Origin of the sequence: Gardnerella sp. DNF01151 (assembly GCF_049244235.1) — a bacterium.
GTDB classification, from domain to species: domain Bacteria; phylum Actinomycetota; class Actinomycetes; order Actinomycetales; family Bifidobacteriaceae; genus Bifidobacterium; species Bifidobacterium swidsinskii.
On sequence record NZ_CP058389.1, the window covers coordinates 1,408,443 to 1,425,831 of the forward strand.

Consider the following 17,389-nt stretch of genomic DNA (forward strand, 5'->3'; position numbering starts at 1 on the left):
TCTTTCGCAAAAATCACTTCATCCTGCGCGCAAGCAAACAACATCGCATACTAGCGCGTCACACACTGTTTGCCATCTTACTCGTAACATTACATAACGCGCTATAAAAAATTTCTCCGCACATGGTTGTGGTACAAAAGCCGGAAAAACTCCGGAAAATGTTCCACAAATTGGCCAACGCTCGCGCGGTTAACGCTCTCGCTGCTGAGCTTGCGTGGAAAGTCCACTGGACTTTCCACCTGAGCAAGCTCACGCTCCGAGTTGCTTTCGCGCGCACAATGCTGCGCGAAAGCAGGTCGTCGCGCAAAACTCGCGCCACATTAATTAAGGCACTAGCACAAGGAAGCGTTGTAATGCTGTACCTTAAGCGTGCGGCGAGAAGAATCAAGGCTGCCGAGCACCATGCGACGCAAAGCCTGATCTGCATCAGCATGAGCCTCAAGCCACTTTTCACCGTGCTTAACCAGCTCCTCAACCGGCGCATACACAGGATACAAGCCTTCGATCAAAGCTTCAGCCATGTGGAAGGTGCGGTTCTTCCAAATCCACTCAACTTCAGCAAAGTAGCGATCAACGTAAGGCTTAACCAAATCGCCTTTAGCAGTGCTTGCAAAGCCAGCAACCACAGCGCCCATTTGCATATTCGTCAAATCGAGATTACGCAAAGCCTGTTCAAAAGCCCAATCCTTAGCTTCTGCAGTTGAGCGAGCTGCACGAGCCTGGTAAGCGTATTCGCGATTCTCAGTCGTGTCGCGCTTTTGAAGTTCCGCGTCAATTCCAGCTTCGTCCAAAGCATTCACGCCTGCGAGTGCAATAAGAATGCTCCAGCGCAAGTCGTTGTCGATTTCCAAGCCTTCCAGATTCACGGAACCGTCAAGTAATCCGTTAGCTACGCGCAAGAACTCGGCATCTCCAACTTCGCCGTATCCAAGATAAGCCTTAACGAGCTGGAATTGTTCATCGGAACCAGCCGAAGCTGCCAAAGCCAACTGCCACAATTCGTGAGCAACATGTTTTGCAACTTCTGCTTGACGCTCTGGAACAACGTAGTGGCTTGCAGTTACTTTCACTTGACCAAGAGCATAGCGGAAAGTAGTTGATTCTCGCTCAGTTGCCAAAGCTTTAAGGCTGAGTTCCACAAAGCGTTCTGCTGGGAATTCTGCGTCGCGAGTCATATCCCACAATGCGAGCCAAATAAGCGAGCGAGTCAAAGAATCCTTGAAACGATACAAGTTTTCGGCAGCAAATTCAAGCGACTTTGCGTCAAAACGTAGCTTCGTATAAGTTAAATCGTCGTCGTTTACAAGAATAAGCGCAGGCATTTTCTCGCCGCGCACCTCAACAACTTCCGTCACTTCGCCGTCAACGTCAAGTTCGATTCGCTTTGTGCGCTTAATTTCACCAGTTGCTTCGTCTACATTGTAGAATCCAACAGCCAAACGGTGCGCGCGAAGAACAGGATGCTCAGCTGGCGCGCTCTGATGCAAACGCAAGGAAGCAATAGTGCCGTCACCTGCTTCTTCGACTTCAGTAGAAATCGTATTAATTCCAGCCTTTTCAAGCCATTGAGCACTCCAAGCCTTCAAATCGCGTCCGCTTGTAAGCTCTAACTCGTGCAACAAATCAGCCAAAGTTGCGTTGCTGTATGCATGCTTGCTCAAATAGTTGTGGATTCCTTCAAAGAACTTTTCGCGACCAACATACGCTACGAGTTGCTTCAATACAGAAGCACCCTTTGCATAAGTGATGCCGTCGAAGTTGACGGAAGTGTCATTCAAATCGTTGATTGGAGCCACGATTGGGTGCGTTGTTGGAAGCTGATCTTGATTAAGTGCCCAGCTTTTTTCGCCGGAATTGAAAGTGCTCCAAGCGTCATGCCATTCGGTTGCTTCAGCAGTTGCAAGAGTAGAAGTGAATTCTGCGAAGGATTCGTTAAGCCACAAATCATTCCACCACTTCATGGTCACGTAGTCGCCGAACCACATGTGTGCAAGCTCATGCAAAACTGTTACAACGCGGCGCTCAGCATAAGCGTCCGTGACTTTGGATTCAAACACGTACTGGTCGCGAATCGTGACCATACCAATGTTTTCCATAGCTCCAGCGTTATATTCTGGAACGTAAATCTGATCGTACTTTGCGTACGGATACGGCACTCCCCAAGTCTTAGCGTAGAAAGCAAAACCTTTCTTCGTAATATCGAACAAGTAGTCAACGTCTTTTGCAAAAGCGTCTTTAAGTGCCTGACGGCAGTACATTGCCATTGGAACTACGCGACCGTCTTCATTGTTGTAAGTTGTGTGCCACTGCGCGTAAGGGCCTGCGCAGATAGCAGTTAAGTAGGAGCTCATCTTTGGAGTTGACTCGAATACCCAACGCTTCATGCCTTCTACAGCGCCATTTTCCAAAGTGCCTGCTTCAGTTTCGCGGCCTTCCAACGCGGTTTCGCTTTTAACTGGCATATTGGAAGTCACAATCCAACTTTCTGGAGCGTCCACCGTAAAGTCAAAAACAGCCTTTAAATCCGGCTGATCAAACACAGCATAAACGCGGCGAGCATCCGGCACTTCGAACTGAGTATACAAATAAACGTTTCCGTCGGAAGGATCCACGCTTCTGTGCAAACCTTCGCCCGTGTTGGAATACTGGCAGTTTGCTACAACTTCTACGGTATTATGCTCAAGCAAATTTGCAAGCTCAATTCGACTGTCTGCAAAAACTTTAGAAACGTCAAGAGCGGTACCGTTTAACACCACAGATTCTACGCTGTTTGCAATTAAATCGAGGAAGCTTGCGCTACCAGCTTTAGCATCGAACTCAATCTTCGTGCGCGAAGTAAAATCGCGTCCGCCTTTTCCTAAATCGAGCGCAACATCGTAGTGAATTGGCATTTGGATAGCGTCGAAACGCTCTTGAGCTTCTACGCGAGTCAGATTTGCTCCTGGCATATTTTGTACCTTCCTTATATTTTTCTTATTTTTGATTATATTTACGATTATTTTTAGCTATTTACAAATAATTGCGAATATTTTCTTTATTTTTGATTATTCTTGATTATTTTTTGCAATATCCGCAACTACCGGCACGAGCATAGGCTTCCTGCGCAAAGCGCGAGCAACCCAACTACCCAAAGTTCGTCGCATAATCTGCTGCAACTTATGAGTATCGTGCTCACCGCGCATCATCGCATCCTGCAACTGTTCAACAATTTGATGACGAACCTTCTCAAAATCAGCCTCGTCTTCAGCAACAGCATTCAAGAAAATCTTTGGACCAGAAACAACGTCAGCGTGCTCTGTATCAACTACAACAAAGCTCGATACGAAACCTTCCGTGCCCAAAATTCTGCGCTTTTCAAGCTCTTCATCTGTAAGCTCACCAACAGAATCACCATCAACATACACGTAACCGCATGGTACAGAACCAACAACTGCAGCATTGCCATGATACAAATCCACAACATCGCCGTCTTCAGCAAGCACAACGTTATTTGGTTCAACGCCAGTTTTTACTGCAATCAATCCGTTTGCAACCAAGTGACGATGCTCACCATGAATTGGCATGGCGCACTTTGGCTTCACAATGTTGTACAAGTACAGCAACTCGCCTTCATTGCAATGACCAGACACGTGAATTGCAGCGTTATCTTTGTTGATTACACGCGCACCCAACTGCACAAGCTTGTTAATAACCTTATAAACTTCGTGCTCATTTCCTGGAATAAGCGAACTTGCAAGAATAACAGTGTCGAACTCATTAACAGTAATATCTCGGTGATTGCCATCTGCAATACGCCCGAGTGCAGCCATAGGCTCGCCTTGTGAACCAGTGCACATGTATACGAGCTTGTCGTCTTGAACATCCTTGGCCTGCTTTAAGTCCACAACCGTGTTTTCAGGAATATGCAAGTAGCCTAAATCCGCAGCAATTGACATATTGCGAACCATCGAACGGCCAACGAACACAACTTTTCTGCCAAACTTGTGAGCTGCGTCAACCACTTGCTGCACGCGATGCACGTGGCTTGAGAAACTAGCAACAATAATCTTGCGCGTAGCTTCAGCAAAAGCGCGATCCAAAGCCGGACCAATCGAAGTTTCAGGCTTTACAAATCCTGGAACTTCAGCATTAGTGGAATCAGCCATAAGCAAATCTATGCCCTGCTCACCTAAGCGACCAAACTCAACTAAATCAGTAATACGATGGTCAAGAGGAAGCTGATCGAGCTTAATATCGCCAGTATCAATCAAAGTTCCAGCAGGCGTTTTAACACAAACAGCAAGCGCGTCCGGAATCGAGTGCGTCACCGTAATAAACTCAAGATTAAACGGACCTACTTTCATCTTATCGCGGCCTTCAACGCGAGTAAGTTTCGGCTCAATATGATGCTCCTGGCACTTTGCTTCAACAAAAGCCAAAGTAAGCTTAGAACCAATTAACGGAATGTCAGGACGCATTTTAAGAAGGTAAGGCACACCACCGATATGATCTTCGTGACCGTGCGTTAAAACCAATGCCTCAACTTTGTCTAAACGATCCTGAATGTAGTGAAAATCTGGGAGAATCAAATCAACGCCTGGCTGCTCTTCTTCTGGGAATAGCACACCGCAATCGATAAGCAAAATATGACCGTTATATTCAATTACGTTCATATTGCGGCCGATTTCACCCAAACCGCCAAGCGGTACGATTCGCATTGATCCTTTACGATACTTTGGCGGCGCAATAAGAGCACCTTCTCTTTGATCGTTAACTACAGGAGGAAGAACATTTCCTGTTCTACGAGTTGATGACTTTGCATTTTCTGTTTTAGTTTCTTTGTTGAATTTAGCTTTTTTAGTTGATTTAGTTTTAGCAGTTTTTACATCTTTAGTAGATACTGATTTAGTTGAAGTATCAGCAGACATTTTTTTATTCACTTTTTTCACCGACTGTCGAATTTGCTTAGACGACGCAGAAGATTCTTGGTTATTAAGAGAACGCATATTATCAGCGTCAGATTGCAACGCATCGCGTACTACTTCAGCAAGAATTTCCTCAGTACGTTCATCATATTCTATTTTCATATTCATCTCACTACATCTTGCGATATTGCGCACTTCTTTCTAGTGTACCGTTAGGACTCAACTCAGCTTTTGTCACTGAAGCGGCAGAAACTTTACGCAGCTGTAAAATTTCGGTCGGATTAAAGCGAGAAAACGGCAGAAACTTTACACACGTGCGCAGTTAATGTCGCTTTTTAAGCACCATTACAATAAACCAGCCAAGCGTGGCGATAGGTATAGCTGCCATTGTTGAGATCCATGGAACCATCATTCCGGCATGCGAATTCCACGAGTCGATTGCAGCTCCAGCAGCCATCGAGCCTAAAGAACAGCCAACAGCAGACGCAGTTGGTAGCCATGAAAGACCTTCCGTAAGCGATTCTTCAGGAACAGTTGCTTTCACAATAAGATTTCCAGTAGCAAAAATTGGCGAAACGCATAAGCCAGAAAGCACTTCAAAAACGCTCATAAACATAAGTCTGTCAATATTAAGACTCATAAGCATAAATCCGACAGTTAGAACAGTCAAAAATACAATCAGATGTGACCAATCAGAACCACGGAATTTATGCGATCCAAAAATAATCGCTCCCACAAGCGAACCACATGCAAACAATGCCAACTGCATACCAATGAAATGATCAAGCCCCTGAGCTTTCATTGCAGCTGTTACAGACACGTCAAATGCACTAAAACTCATATTAAATACAACAAACATGAGCACAAGCGGGATAATGCCGCGGTAAAGCAGCACGTTTTTACCGCGCTTTTTTGAGCGATGATTATGCAATTGCTTAAGACTAAATTTGTCTACAAATGAGCGTTTCGCTTCTTGCTTTTGAGATGCCACATAATCTTTGGAAATTTCATCTTCTTTTTGAGAAGCGATTAATACATCAACATCTTCAGCTGCAGCAGTTGGAACTTCCACTACTTTGAGCACAGCAGGTTGAGTATTTTTTAGAGAAAAGAACCAAGCTCCGCCCAATCCACTTGCAAATACTGGCACGAATAATTGCGAAACAGGGTGCACAGAAGTTGCTAACCACGCGGCTAAAATAGGTCCTAATATAAACACAATTTCATCGATACCAGATTCCAACGCATAAGCAACGTTTAATAAAGAATCGTCATCTTCTGCACGCAATGTATAAGCCCAACGAGTACGCACCAACGCGCCAAAAGCAAACTGAGTTACACCCATCACAATTGCTAACACAAAAAGCAAAACAAGAGGAACCTTAAATAAAGCTGCAAATGCAAAAGAAATCATAGCGATTACTTGTGCACTTAGCGCAATAACTCCAACTTTACGCTGACCAAAACGGTCAAAAAGCTTAGCATACACAGGAGTTACCGCAGCTTGTGCAAGCACATACGACGCAGACATTGCTCCAGCAATAGTCCAGTTGTTATACAAATGGTTTAATGCAAGAACAATCCCCAACGCAATCATAGACATTGGCAAACGCGCAATCGCGCCTGCTACACAAAACGCTTTAGCTCCATTAAATGAAAATAATCTAGAATATTGAGAAAATACCGATGCTTTCTTAGTTGCCGTTTGGGACGACATATATTTCTTTGCTCCTTTTTGTCAAGCAAGTCACGCAACGTTATACATTTGCATATTTTTATTAACGCGTTTTAGAACGAGCATTTGCTTGCTTTGAACGAACTCTCGGCTCACCTGAGTAAATATACAAGTCATCCACCAAAGATTTCACGTTCTTAGCTTCATAAGGATGATCCGAGCGCATAAAAGAAGCATCTCTTCTAAGCCCGTGATAATCATAAAAGCTTACGTCACACGCTGAATCAGTATGTAAATAGTAACGATTTACTCCGTTATTTCTTAGCATATGCATTGTTCGCTTCCACAAGCCTCCACCAACACCATGCCCACGAGCATCTGGAGAAACAAGGAAAAGCTCCAATTCCGCTTGAGTTAAATTATTGATATGAGATTTCGCTTCAAGTTTAGTTTCCAACGCGCGCATGCCGTACGCTTCTTCTAAAGCGAGAGCATAGTTTTTGTCACAATTTTCTTTCATTGTGGCTTCTTGCTCGCGAAGCATTCTCCCTACTTCTGGAAATAAAACAGGTGCGTCAAAAACTCGCGCCAAAAGCAGACCCATAAACTTACCATCTATTTCAGCAATAGTACCATGCGTTGAAGGTTCTAAGTAATGCAACACACATCTTCGAGAAAGACTTAACGAAGCATCTTTCCCAACTTTTTGCGCAATACCCCAAGTACGTTCATATTCTTTAACCATTGCATCAATATCACTGAGTTTTACAGAACGAAATTCAACAGTCATGATTCTTCCTTACTTCATACTCAAATCGATGTTGTGCGTATGCCCGCCCACACACACTGCACGAGGAATCTGCACGTTTTCGAAGTGATGCACGATGCGTTTCAATCGCGGCGCAAAATACGTTACAGCAAACAAAAATTGCAGCAAATAAATTGCGACAAAATGATTGCAATAGCAACATTTATGCGTCATCATCATCGAGGGAGATTAACGTGTCAGAGTGTAACTCGGCAAGGATCTCATCTTTCGTTTTTTGCTCGGCATGAATTTCCCGTTCACATTCATCCGATATGTTCACATAATAAAGGGTGGCATCGATAGCATCAAGCGGAACCTTAGTCATAAGAGACAAAAGCAGACGATACCAGTCAAGCTGGCCAAGTTTAAGCGCAATATCTTGTGGTTTGGTTGGTTTTCTTCCGGTTTTCCAATCGACTATCGTGTACAATTTGCTTGGATCTTCTGGATTTAAACCACCTGCAAATATTGCGTCGATTTTGCCATTAATAATTTGATCGCCTAATTCTGGAACATGAGCTACAATCGGCTGCTCTGCTGCTATAGGACGGCGATGCGCCCATTTTGATGTTATTAAACGCTGCTTCCATATCAACAATTTGCGCTCCGAAGATTTTGCATTTTGCGAAATATTCTCGCAAGTTTCAGCAACGTTCTCAACAGCATTCTCATCAACGTTTTCATCAACGTCATACTGAATAGAATTTTTATTCACGCAACCAGCTTTTACAAACTGTTCAGCCCAAGCATGAAAACGCGTTCCCAAATCAGAAGCAGGCGAAGAAACGCTAGGAATAGGGCGAATAATTGCCATCCATTCCTTCCGCAAACGCTTAGCATCCGCATCATCAAAATCTTCATTCGCGCGCGAATAATCACTACGAAACATAGCGCGCCTTTGCACAGCAGTCACATTGACATTTTCAACATTAGAAAGCTGCTCTGCTCTGTTTTTTAACTCTTGAATGTTGTGATACCAATCAATTTTCGGCATTAAATCTGCATCTTGTAGCAAAGCTTGAGCTTTGTAAAGCAAAGAATTATCTTTTGAAATACCAGAAATTTGATTACTCATTTTTGAATTTACAACGTCTTGCGCAGATTTTTGCAATACACTACGTATAGCTTCACTAGATGCACTCGGCCAAGATAATTGTTTCTCATTATCTTCAGTTGGAATAGTGCTTTCCTCGCTAAATAATTGCGCAAGTTGCGAAGCTGACTCCCCTACAACATAACCTACTTGATTTGAAGAATCTGAAACCTTAGCTGTGACCTGAACCGGAGATTCTTCAGATCCGCGCATTGAATCATACATTTCCTGCCAAAAAACAGAAGGTTTTTTAACTCTAGAAGTTGAAATATTTGAAGATTCATCTACAGAAGAAGCTGCACTATTGGCAAAATTTTCTTTATTCTCAACAACGCTCATAGCATTAGACTGGCTGCAAGTGAGCAATGCTGCGAATTTAGCACGCGTCAAAGCAACATACATAAGGTGACGCTCGTCAATATGCAAAGCGCGCCCACGCTCTTCGACTTGTGAAAGAGGCAATGTGCCAGTTTTCATCACAGCGTCATACACTTTGCTAGCTTCTGAAGGAATCGCTTCTACTGGAGCCTGCTCATGCTCATGGAATTTTTCTGCCAAATCAAACATTTCTCTAGCTCTTGATCCATAAACTTCTGCGTCGATATCGTCTACAGTTAACATATTTTTCAAAGATTTTTGAGGTTCCATGCTAGTTTCAAGATCAACATTGTGAGGGAATCTTGGCAATATGTTTGCATCCACTCTCATAGAAACAGGCACTTTTGAAGCAACTTCGAGCGTTGCGTATGCCCTTTCCCTGTACACGCCACTTTGTTGCGTTGCTATTACGCGCAAATTATCGCCTTGATTACTTGGGAACGCGCCTTCATTAAGCCCAACTATCGCTACAGCAGGCCATTCCAAACCTTTCGATTGGTGAATAGTCATTAATACGACATCCGCAGTCTCATCCACCGAAGAAGGTTGATCGTTAATTTTGTCTATATTGAAAATCCAAGACATAAACCCATGCAAAGTAGGAGTTGTAAAATCGCTCATTTCTTGCAAATACGCGTCTGCTAGTAAACAAATAGAATCGACAGTAGAGTGCATATCGTCAAGAAGCGTTGCATTAGAGGAAGTATCATTCATAAGCGCACGAGATAGCGCAACGTCAATATCAACGTTAAGCGTTTCTACAGCAACGCGCATAATATCTTGCAAAGAGCCAGATTGAGCACGTTGTATTGCATGAATCATTTGCCCTATTCTTAACACTGCTACATAAGCTTTTGAGCTTAAATTATTTTTTAGCTCAAAAAGCAAATTATTGTTATTGTTGTCGTTATTTTTTGCTTCTTCGCTTAGTTGCGTTTCGTATGCTTCAAGCAAAACATCCGCCACAAAAACTCCACCATGAATACTATTGGTTTGCGAAGCTTGAGATTGCTGTTCTCGAACAACTTGCGACCACTTAGAGCGAGGAGTTTCAGCGTTTACTAAACCTGCTTGCACTAAAGCACGAAACACATATTCGATATTCTTTGATGTTGCAATATTAGCTATAGCAGCCAAATCGTCAGTATTAAGCGCAAAACGAGGAGTTGCAAGCAATCTCATCAAAGCTTGAGTATTTGTGTGATCTGCAACAACAGAAAGAAGAGCTAAAACATCTCGAATTTCTGGTTTTTCAAGCAATGCAGAATACCCAACAGTAAGAGTGCGTAAACCTGCTTTTTGTAATGCTTCTTCATATAACGGAATATTATTTTTGCTACGGAAAAGAACTGCAACTCGAGCAGATGCAGAATTAGTATCGTCGTTTTCAGATAGCGCATTATGTTTTACATATTTTACAAAACGCACAACGGCTTCTACTTCTTGATATTGCGTAGGCATATTTAACACACTAAAAGTACCTTTTGGTGCATTATCTAAGTATTGCAAGTTTTTCACTTCTACTTCTGTAGCAAGTGAACTACTATGGCGAAGCGCAGGCACTCGCAAAGGTTTCGTAATAGAATTTGCAGCTTTTAAAATAAGCTGCGAATTGCGTCGCGTTCTTGTAAGAGAAAACTCACTTGACTGGTCGATATTTAGTGCTTGCTCAAGCTTTCTGAAAGCTCCGGAACTAGCTCCTCTAAACGAGTAAATAGCTTGGAAGGGATCACCTACTGCAGCAATATGCGTTTGTTGAGTAGTTAAAAAGTCTTGATTTTCGCTAGTTTTCGCAGCAACGCTAGCTTCTTCCACACCGTTAGTTTTTTTATGAAACAGCGTTGCAATCAGCATTGCTTGAGTTGTAGAAGTATCTTGATATTCATCAAGCAAAACTTGGCTGTATTGGCGGCGATACTGTTCTGCAATAGAAGGAAAATGCGTCACCAAACGGTATGCAGCAATAGTAAAATCGCTAAATTGCGCCATATTTGCGCGCTGCTTTGCTGCGTCAAAAGCCAAAACTAATTCAAGTAATACATTGCGCTTCTCAGCAGCTTCAAGCAAGTTATTACAAGATTCATAACACTTATTTTTTAATGTAATATTCAGGTATTCTACGTATTCTTTTCCGTAATTTTCGCACTTTTCGAAATATTTTTCATCTGAATCGTTTTTTCCGCGACGCAATTTAATAGAGCTAGGCTTTTTTGCAATTATTTCAGTAGTTTCAGCACAATTAATTGCTTTTTGCAAATGCTCAATCCAAGCGTTATTCCACTTCTGAATTTCTAAAACAGCTTTAGACGTGCTATCTATAGACTCTCCCCTGCTATTTATGCCAATCATCGAGCATGAAATATCTGCTGCGAGCGCAAGCACGTCGTCAATAAGCGCATCAAAACTATACCAAGACAGCACTTCCGCATGATTAGTAACATAATCGTTTACTAGCGGTTTTATTAATTCGCGCGCACCTGCATCGCTTAAAGGTTGCGTATTTTGATCAAATCCAACAAGCAAACCATATTGGCGCACAATTGACTGGAAAAAAGCATCGTATGTCATTACTTCTGGCTTCAAAAAGCCACTTGAAGATGCGGAATTTCCGTTATTGATAAGCTTATTTATTTCGCTACTATGCTGACTTACAGCTTGAGCAACTCTTGCAAGCAGCTCAGAAGCTGCTTTATTAGTAAAAGTCAAACCCAAAATACTTTCAGGAGCAACTCCGCGCTCAATAAGGTCGATAACTCGACGAGTCATCGTATACGTTTTGCCGCTTCCAGCTCCTGCAACAATAATCATGTTCTTATTTGTTGGTGCTTGAATTGCTGCAGCTTGCTCCGCGCTATCGGTGTTCTTGCGAGTAAATTGCTTATTTGTTTTATCAATCATAACTACAACACCTCATATACAGTGTCTATACAACCTGCGCATGCTGGGCATACTTGTTTTCCGTTGCAATACTTTAAGTGTTCAGAAGTTGGGTGCGCAATAATCTTATGCGAACGAACTGCCGCAGCAGCATAGCAAACGCGCGAAATCATAGTAAGAGACCATTTTGCACTTTGGTTTAATGATGTAAATGACTGCCAAGCGCTTTCGCTTACATTTTCTGGACAATTCTTCGCAATATCGTCAAGATGCGGACAATCTAACAATCTTGCCATATTTTTGAATCCAACTCGTAACTCAAGCGGATTATTATTGAAAGCATTTTTTACGCAAAGCGGCGGCTGATACACGTTTTCAGCAACGTTATGATCTTGAGCAGGATAATCGTTCTTAGCAACGTGAAATAGAATACTTCGCGAAATAATCGGCGCATTCGATGCATCAATAAGCGGATTTTCATCAGAAAAAAGTAAAGCAAGCTGGTAACAAACTAGCTGCAAATCGTTAAAAACTCCGCTTGCTGTTAAAGGCTTTCCTGTTTTGTAGTCCAGTAAGCGAATATGCTCAGAACCATCTGAATTGATGCGCTTTTCCATGCGATCAATTCGACCGTGAATATGTACTTGCATATCTTCACTTGCGCCATCCGGCCATCCTCCAACTAAAGCACCCATCAATTCGTAGCAATCATGCGTAGTAACGGTTTGCAAATTTGCATTCTTAAAAGTATTGTTCAATACGCGAGCAATATCATTAAATCCAAAATGCGCGCTTGTTTGCAATTCGCAATACGCTTGTTGCAATCTACCTATGCTACTTTCTAAAGATTTTTCGCTTTTTGTAAGAGATTCTAATATGCCGTTTTCTGACTTTTTTGAGTTAAGCGCATATGTTGATTGATCGTAAGAAGTGACAAAATATTGCGCAATTGCATGTAACGCACGTTTAATATTCTTCTCACGCGCAAGAGCCGAATAATGCTCCTTACTATCTCGAATATCTGCAAGTTCAGGCGCAATACTTAGGTAATACTTTTCCATAAGATTTGCGATTGCGTTACTGCGGCGCACAAGCGGAGAGTAGGGAGAATAGTCGGCTGAATTATTCGCTGTTTCAGTTTCATCAACTTCAGTTTCTGGCATATCGTAATGCTGATTTTCGCTTGCCCATCTTGCAGTTTCGTGAATGAGCGTGCCAAAATACGTTGCTGCGCTGCCGGGTTGAGGACCTAAAAGCTGACGATTTACCAATCCACACACAGGACATGCCCACAAACTATCTACAGCTGAAGGAGACAAGCTTACAACAGAGTTAGTTTTTTTAGCAGAGCTAGCTTTTTCATTATATTTTTCATTATTTTTTTCATTGTCTTTTTCAACAGAAGATTTCTCATCAACATAGTCATCTACATCGCTCATAAAATCCCACTCAAAAGGATCAGCGCAAAATACTCCATTTTCTTTAAGTAATTGCAACGTTTGAGCAGCATCAATAATCGCATTTCTAGACTTACTATTCTCACTATCGGAACTACTTGCACTATCTGCACTATCTGCATTACCTACACTATTTCCAAACTCTTCTTTCATAGAAGAAGCACGCAAAATTTGCGAACGAGCAGCACACACTAGTCCACGAACATCCATATCTAAACCGGCAAAAGGTGTAGTAAATTCCGTAAAAGGCGTGCGCGAATTTTCATTATTGTAGTATCTTTCAGGCAAATAATAATAAAGAAAGTCGCTTGGCACAGCACTATCGCTATATTGCGCGCTTATATACAAACGCTCTGTTGCGCGCGTAATAGCTAACAAAAAACTGCGCTGTTCCGAAGCAAAAACTGCAGATTTATCATTATTCGAAAGAAGTGACGCATTCACAGTCAATTTAGAAGCAGAAATCTTAGAATGCAAAATAATATTCGCTAAACTTTCTGCGCCAAACATAGTGCTACGAGAAGCAAGATTTGGCCACACACGTTGTTGCAAAGTAGGCATCCACACAAGATTCCAATGTTTTCCAACAGAACCAGCAGGAGTAGTAAGCGTTACAGCATCTGGAACAGGTGCTACTTTAGCAAGAGAATCAGCTTCAATTTCCATGCCACGAACTTGAGCTATAAAATCTGCAATACTTACAACATTTTCTTGTCTAAAAGTATCGTCAAACGTATTCATTGAAGAAATATCAGAAGAAACATATGAAGAAACATAATCAAAAAGACGCATTGCAGCATCCAAGCGATCGTTAGCTCGATAACCTTCCGAATTATGCTGTAAAGACATACGCTGCCAACGCTCAGCAACATGACAAATATTCCAAGCCTCACCAAGAGCGTATTGAGCATTACTCAAATCAGGATTATTGCGCATACGAGAAGCGAGAATTTGCACGTTTTTCCACAGTTTTACAAAAGCTGCAACGTGCGGATTTCGAGGAGCCATATTCTGCAATATTTGCAACACTGTAGAATCATCATCTATAGAACGTGCAACATCTGCTACACAAAGCAAATAGCACGCATCGAGAGATAATGGCATAAGATCATTTGAACTGCCATCAATACGACTATTATCAACCAAAATTTGAGATTCAACGTACGCCTTGCTTTGCGCATCATGAAGCGAATTTTGCAACAAATCCCAGTTATGAACAAGATTTCGCAAAGGAGCATTAGATTCAAAGTTCTTGTTCTTTTCACCATTTTGCTCAATTAAAACAGCCGAAAGAGAAGAAAGAGAACGCATAAGCAAATCTACAGAATATAACTTCGCAGGTATTTCAACGTCTAAATCACCGTAAAATCCAGAATCACTTTTAGTAATCGCGGAAAGCGGACTATCCATAATATTCTGAACTCGCAAACGCACCCACGAAGCCAAATTTTGCAAACTTCTACCATGTTTTACTTGCTCAACAATTCCAGAAAAACCGTGCTGCGCAAATTGAGCAAGTTCAATAAGCGCAAATAAACCTTGCACAAACGGCTCATCTTTTAATGGGCGAGTCACTGACGAGTATCGCACAGGAACCCCAGAAGCGCGAAGCTGCTCGCCAAAAAGACGAACAGTAGAATTGTCGTGCGCAATTAACGCCATATCGCTCCACTTGCGCTTATTATTTACGTGAGATTGCTTCATTTGCCAAATAACAGCATCTAATTCCTCGCGCTGTGAACGATATAACGCTGTAAAAACAGTGTCGTCTGAATTGAGATTAGAATTTTGGAGGGTTTCTATAGGCTCAATCGGTAAGGAGCCTACAAATTTTGGCATTTTCCAAGGGCGATTTGGGAGCGCAACATCTGTTTTATATTGCGAAGTAAGCGAAAGAGAAACGCGTGAAGCGAGCAATTCACGCATCGAAGGTGCTTGGGTATAATTTGCAAAAGTTGGATCTGCAGAATAATTTTTAGAAAAATCGGCAGAATCGTCGGAAGAATTTTCGCAAGAATCAGCAAAACCCGTATATTCTAAAGTTTGCTCAGCAGCATTCAACTCATCCAAAGCTGCAGAAATTGCATAATCCGGGTACGCTCCTCTAAACGATTGCACAGATTCATCCGGATTCGCAAGCAAAACTAAACGCGTGCCAATCTTCGACAAAGTCTCAATAAAACTCAAACCAGCCAAAGTAATATCTTGATAATCATCGACTACAAGAAGAGCTGGAATTTCAGAAGAATTTACTAAACCATGCTCTCCTAATTCGCGCGCAGATTTTGCACCCTCAACCAACAGTTGCGAAGCGTCAAGTCGGAAAGAATACTTATAAGTGTCGGCAATTATTTTTCGATATTCAGCACGCAAAGCAAACGCCAAACGCCATTGAGTTAATCTACGTTTAATAAGCACAGACGTTTGTAAAATATCACTATTATTGGCGTAAGATTGCTCGTCACTAAGAGCGCGAAGAACTGAATTTTCGCTTTCAAAATCGCTAATACCAAGCTCATCTAAACGAGCGAGCATATCGCGCAATTGATGCATAAAAGCGTTGTTAATATCGAATCTATCTGCCAAAAATTCTGGAGACGAAGAAGTTGATTGAGCAACCGGAGTTGCGGAAGGCGCAGAAGGCACTGAAGCGGCGGAAACTGCGCAAGTTAATGGAACAACCCATTGAGACGTTTCAAAATAATCCTTAAAAAGCGCGCATATATTGCAATCACCATTATCTCCACGCATAACATGCTCAATGTGTGCGCGCAAAACTTTACGAAGCAAAGAATCCTGCTCAGCACCATTTAGCAGCTTAGGCGAAGGATTATTCTTTAACTTACAGCAAGCAGAAATGATAGTAAAAGCCAAAGAAGCCAAAGTGCCAACTGGACGAGACTGCTTACTTACACCAATTTGGCGAATAATAATATTGTCAATTTTTGAAGCAAGAACACGATTTTGCACAGCCATCGCAGTAACATTATGCGACCAACGCTTATAGCCGGAAATTGCTGCGCGCACAGCAAACTGCGTTTTACCAGTATTCGGCGCACCATACACAAGCAACGCATTAGTCACATTGCCAGAAGAATTGCGTAACGTACCGTCAAATAATGCTTGTAATGCAGTATCCTCACTCATACGTTTAATTCTAGCAATTAGGCAATAGTGGCGCGCAACAATACTATTCTTTTAATATTGCACGAGCGCGAGCATCCTTAAGCGCAAGAAATACACTGCCGACACCAATAAAAATAAGAGTAAACACAATTAACAAATACGCAACTCCAACGCCCAAAGTAGTGGCATTAAAAGTTTGCGGTGCGAAGCCGAACCAGCCAGCAGGAGCACCATAATTGAGGAAATTATAAGGCGCGCGCATTGCATGAACACCCCAACGAACACCAGCAAACTCGCTAAGCATAGCAGCATAAGCAACATAAGCAAGAGGCGGAACAGTAGAAACATACAAATGTGCGCGAGTAGAGCGGAAACGATAATCAAAAAGCACAAAATCAGCGATTGCAAGAAGCGGCGCAACTGCGTGAACGCAAAGGCTGCTGCATCCGTTATTCATGTAAGCGCCAACGAAACCAAGCTTATTGGTAGGTGCTAAGAAACACAGGTACAAAGTGAATGTGACAGCAATTGAGATAGTCATCATGAATTTGAAAATGTACCAAGCGTTGGATTTTGAGTCGAACCATGCGCAAGATGCTGCGGAATCTTGCTGCGCTGCTGAATCTACAGAATTACGAGCACGCATAAACGCAGCTGTATCAAGCAAAAGCGATCCAGCAAGAGCTACGCAAATCATAAGGTTAGAAAGATTCGTAAAATAAGTAAAGGTCATCAAGCCTTCCCACGAAGCAGCCATACCATAAACAGATGCGATGATTGCAATCGTGCGTATTGCTGTGCGCGTCGCGTATTCGCGCGCTGTGAGCGGAGTCTTTTGTTCTAGCATGGAATCGTTTGCCATGTTATCTCGCTTTCGTAACTTCTATAATCTACTTATTGTTTACTTATATTTATGTTTACCATACTTATGGTTACACAGTTGCAAGCGAAAATATGTAGAAGAAGTTGCAAAAATGCGGCGCGATTTTTGTAGATTCCTGCAAGTGCTGCGAAACGTCGGGAATTTTCCAGCAAATGCTCCACGAAACTACCAACCAGAGACACGAACGC

At 42.3% G+C, this 17,389-nt stretch carries 7 protein-coding genes; all 7 read right to left on the reverse strand.

From position 1 onward, the window contains the following. Nucleotides 1-332: 332 nt before the first annotated feature. The 7 genes from pepN to HXT37_RS05935 all read right to left on the reverse strand — a co-directional run bounded on the left by pepN (nt 333) and on the right by HXT37_RS05935 (nt 17,180). On the reverse strand, nt 333-2,948 hold the full coding sequence (gene pepN, locus HXT37_RS05905) for an aminopeptidase N (protein ID WP_288231208.1): 2,616 nt from the start codon (nt 2,946-2,948) through the stop codon (nt 333-335). A gap of 96 nt (nt 2,949-3,044) precedes the next feature. Beyond that, the gene (locus HXT37_RS05910; protein WP_102703229.1) at nt 3,045-5,072 is read right to left on the reverse strand and encodes a ribonuclease J; all 2,028 of its coding nucleotides are present in this window, start codon (nt 5,070-5,072) and stop codon (nt 3,045-3,047) included. A 154-nt stretch (nt 5,073-5,226) separates the two neighbouring features. Then, nucleotides 5,227-6,621 (reverse strand): MFS transporter, encoded by a 1,395-nt coding sequence (locus tag HXT37_RS05915; protein WP_102703230.1) that lies wholly within the window; start codon nt 6,619-6,621, stop codon nt 5,227-5,229. 61 nt (nt 6,622-6,682) lie between these two features. Then, nucleotides 6,683-7,369, reverse strand: a complete 687-nt coding sequence (locus HXT37_RS05920; RefSeq protein ID WP_102703231.1) for a GNAT family N-acetyltransferase — start codon at nt 7,367-7,369, stop codon at nt 6,683-6,685. A gap of 181 nt (nt 7,370-7,550) precedes the next feature. Beyond that, on the reverse strand, nt 7,551-11,756 hold the full coding sequence (locus HXT37_RS05925; RefSeq protein WP_004109318.1) for an ATP-dependent DNA helicase: 4,206 nt from the start codon (nt 11,754-11,756) through the stop codon (nt 7,551-7,553). A gap of 2 nt (nt 11,757-11,758) precedes the next feature. Continuing rightward, complete coding sequence (locus HXT37_RS05930) at nt 11,759-16,339, reverse strand: PD-(D/E)XK nuclease family protein (RefSeq protein ID WP_116773656.1); 4,581 nt, start codon at nt 16,337-16,339, stop codon at nt 11,759-11,761. 43 nt (nt 16,340-16,382) lie between these two features. Then, the gene (locus tag HXT37_RS05935; RefSeq protein WP_102703235.1) at nt 16,383-17,180 is read right to left on the reverse strand and encodes a hypothetical protein; all 798 of its coding nucleotides are present in this window, start codon (nt 17,178-17,180) and stop codon (nt 16,383-16,385) included. Nucleotides 17,181-17,389: the final 209 nt, after the last annotated feature.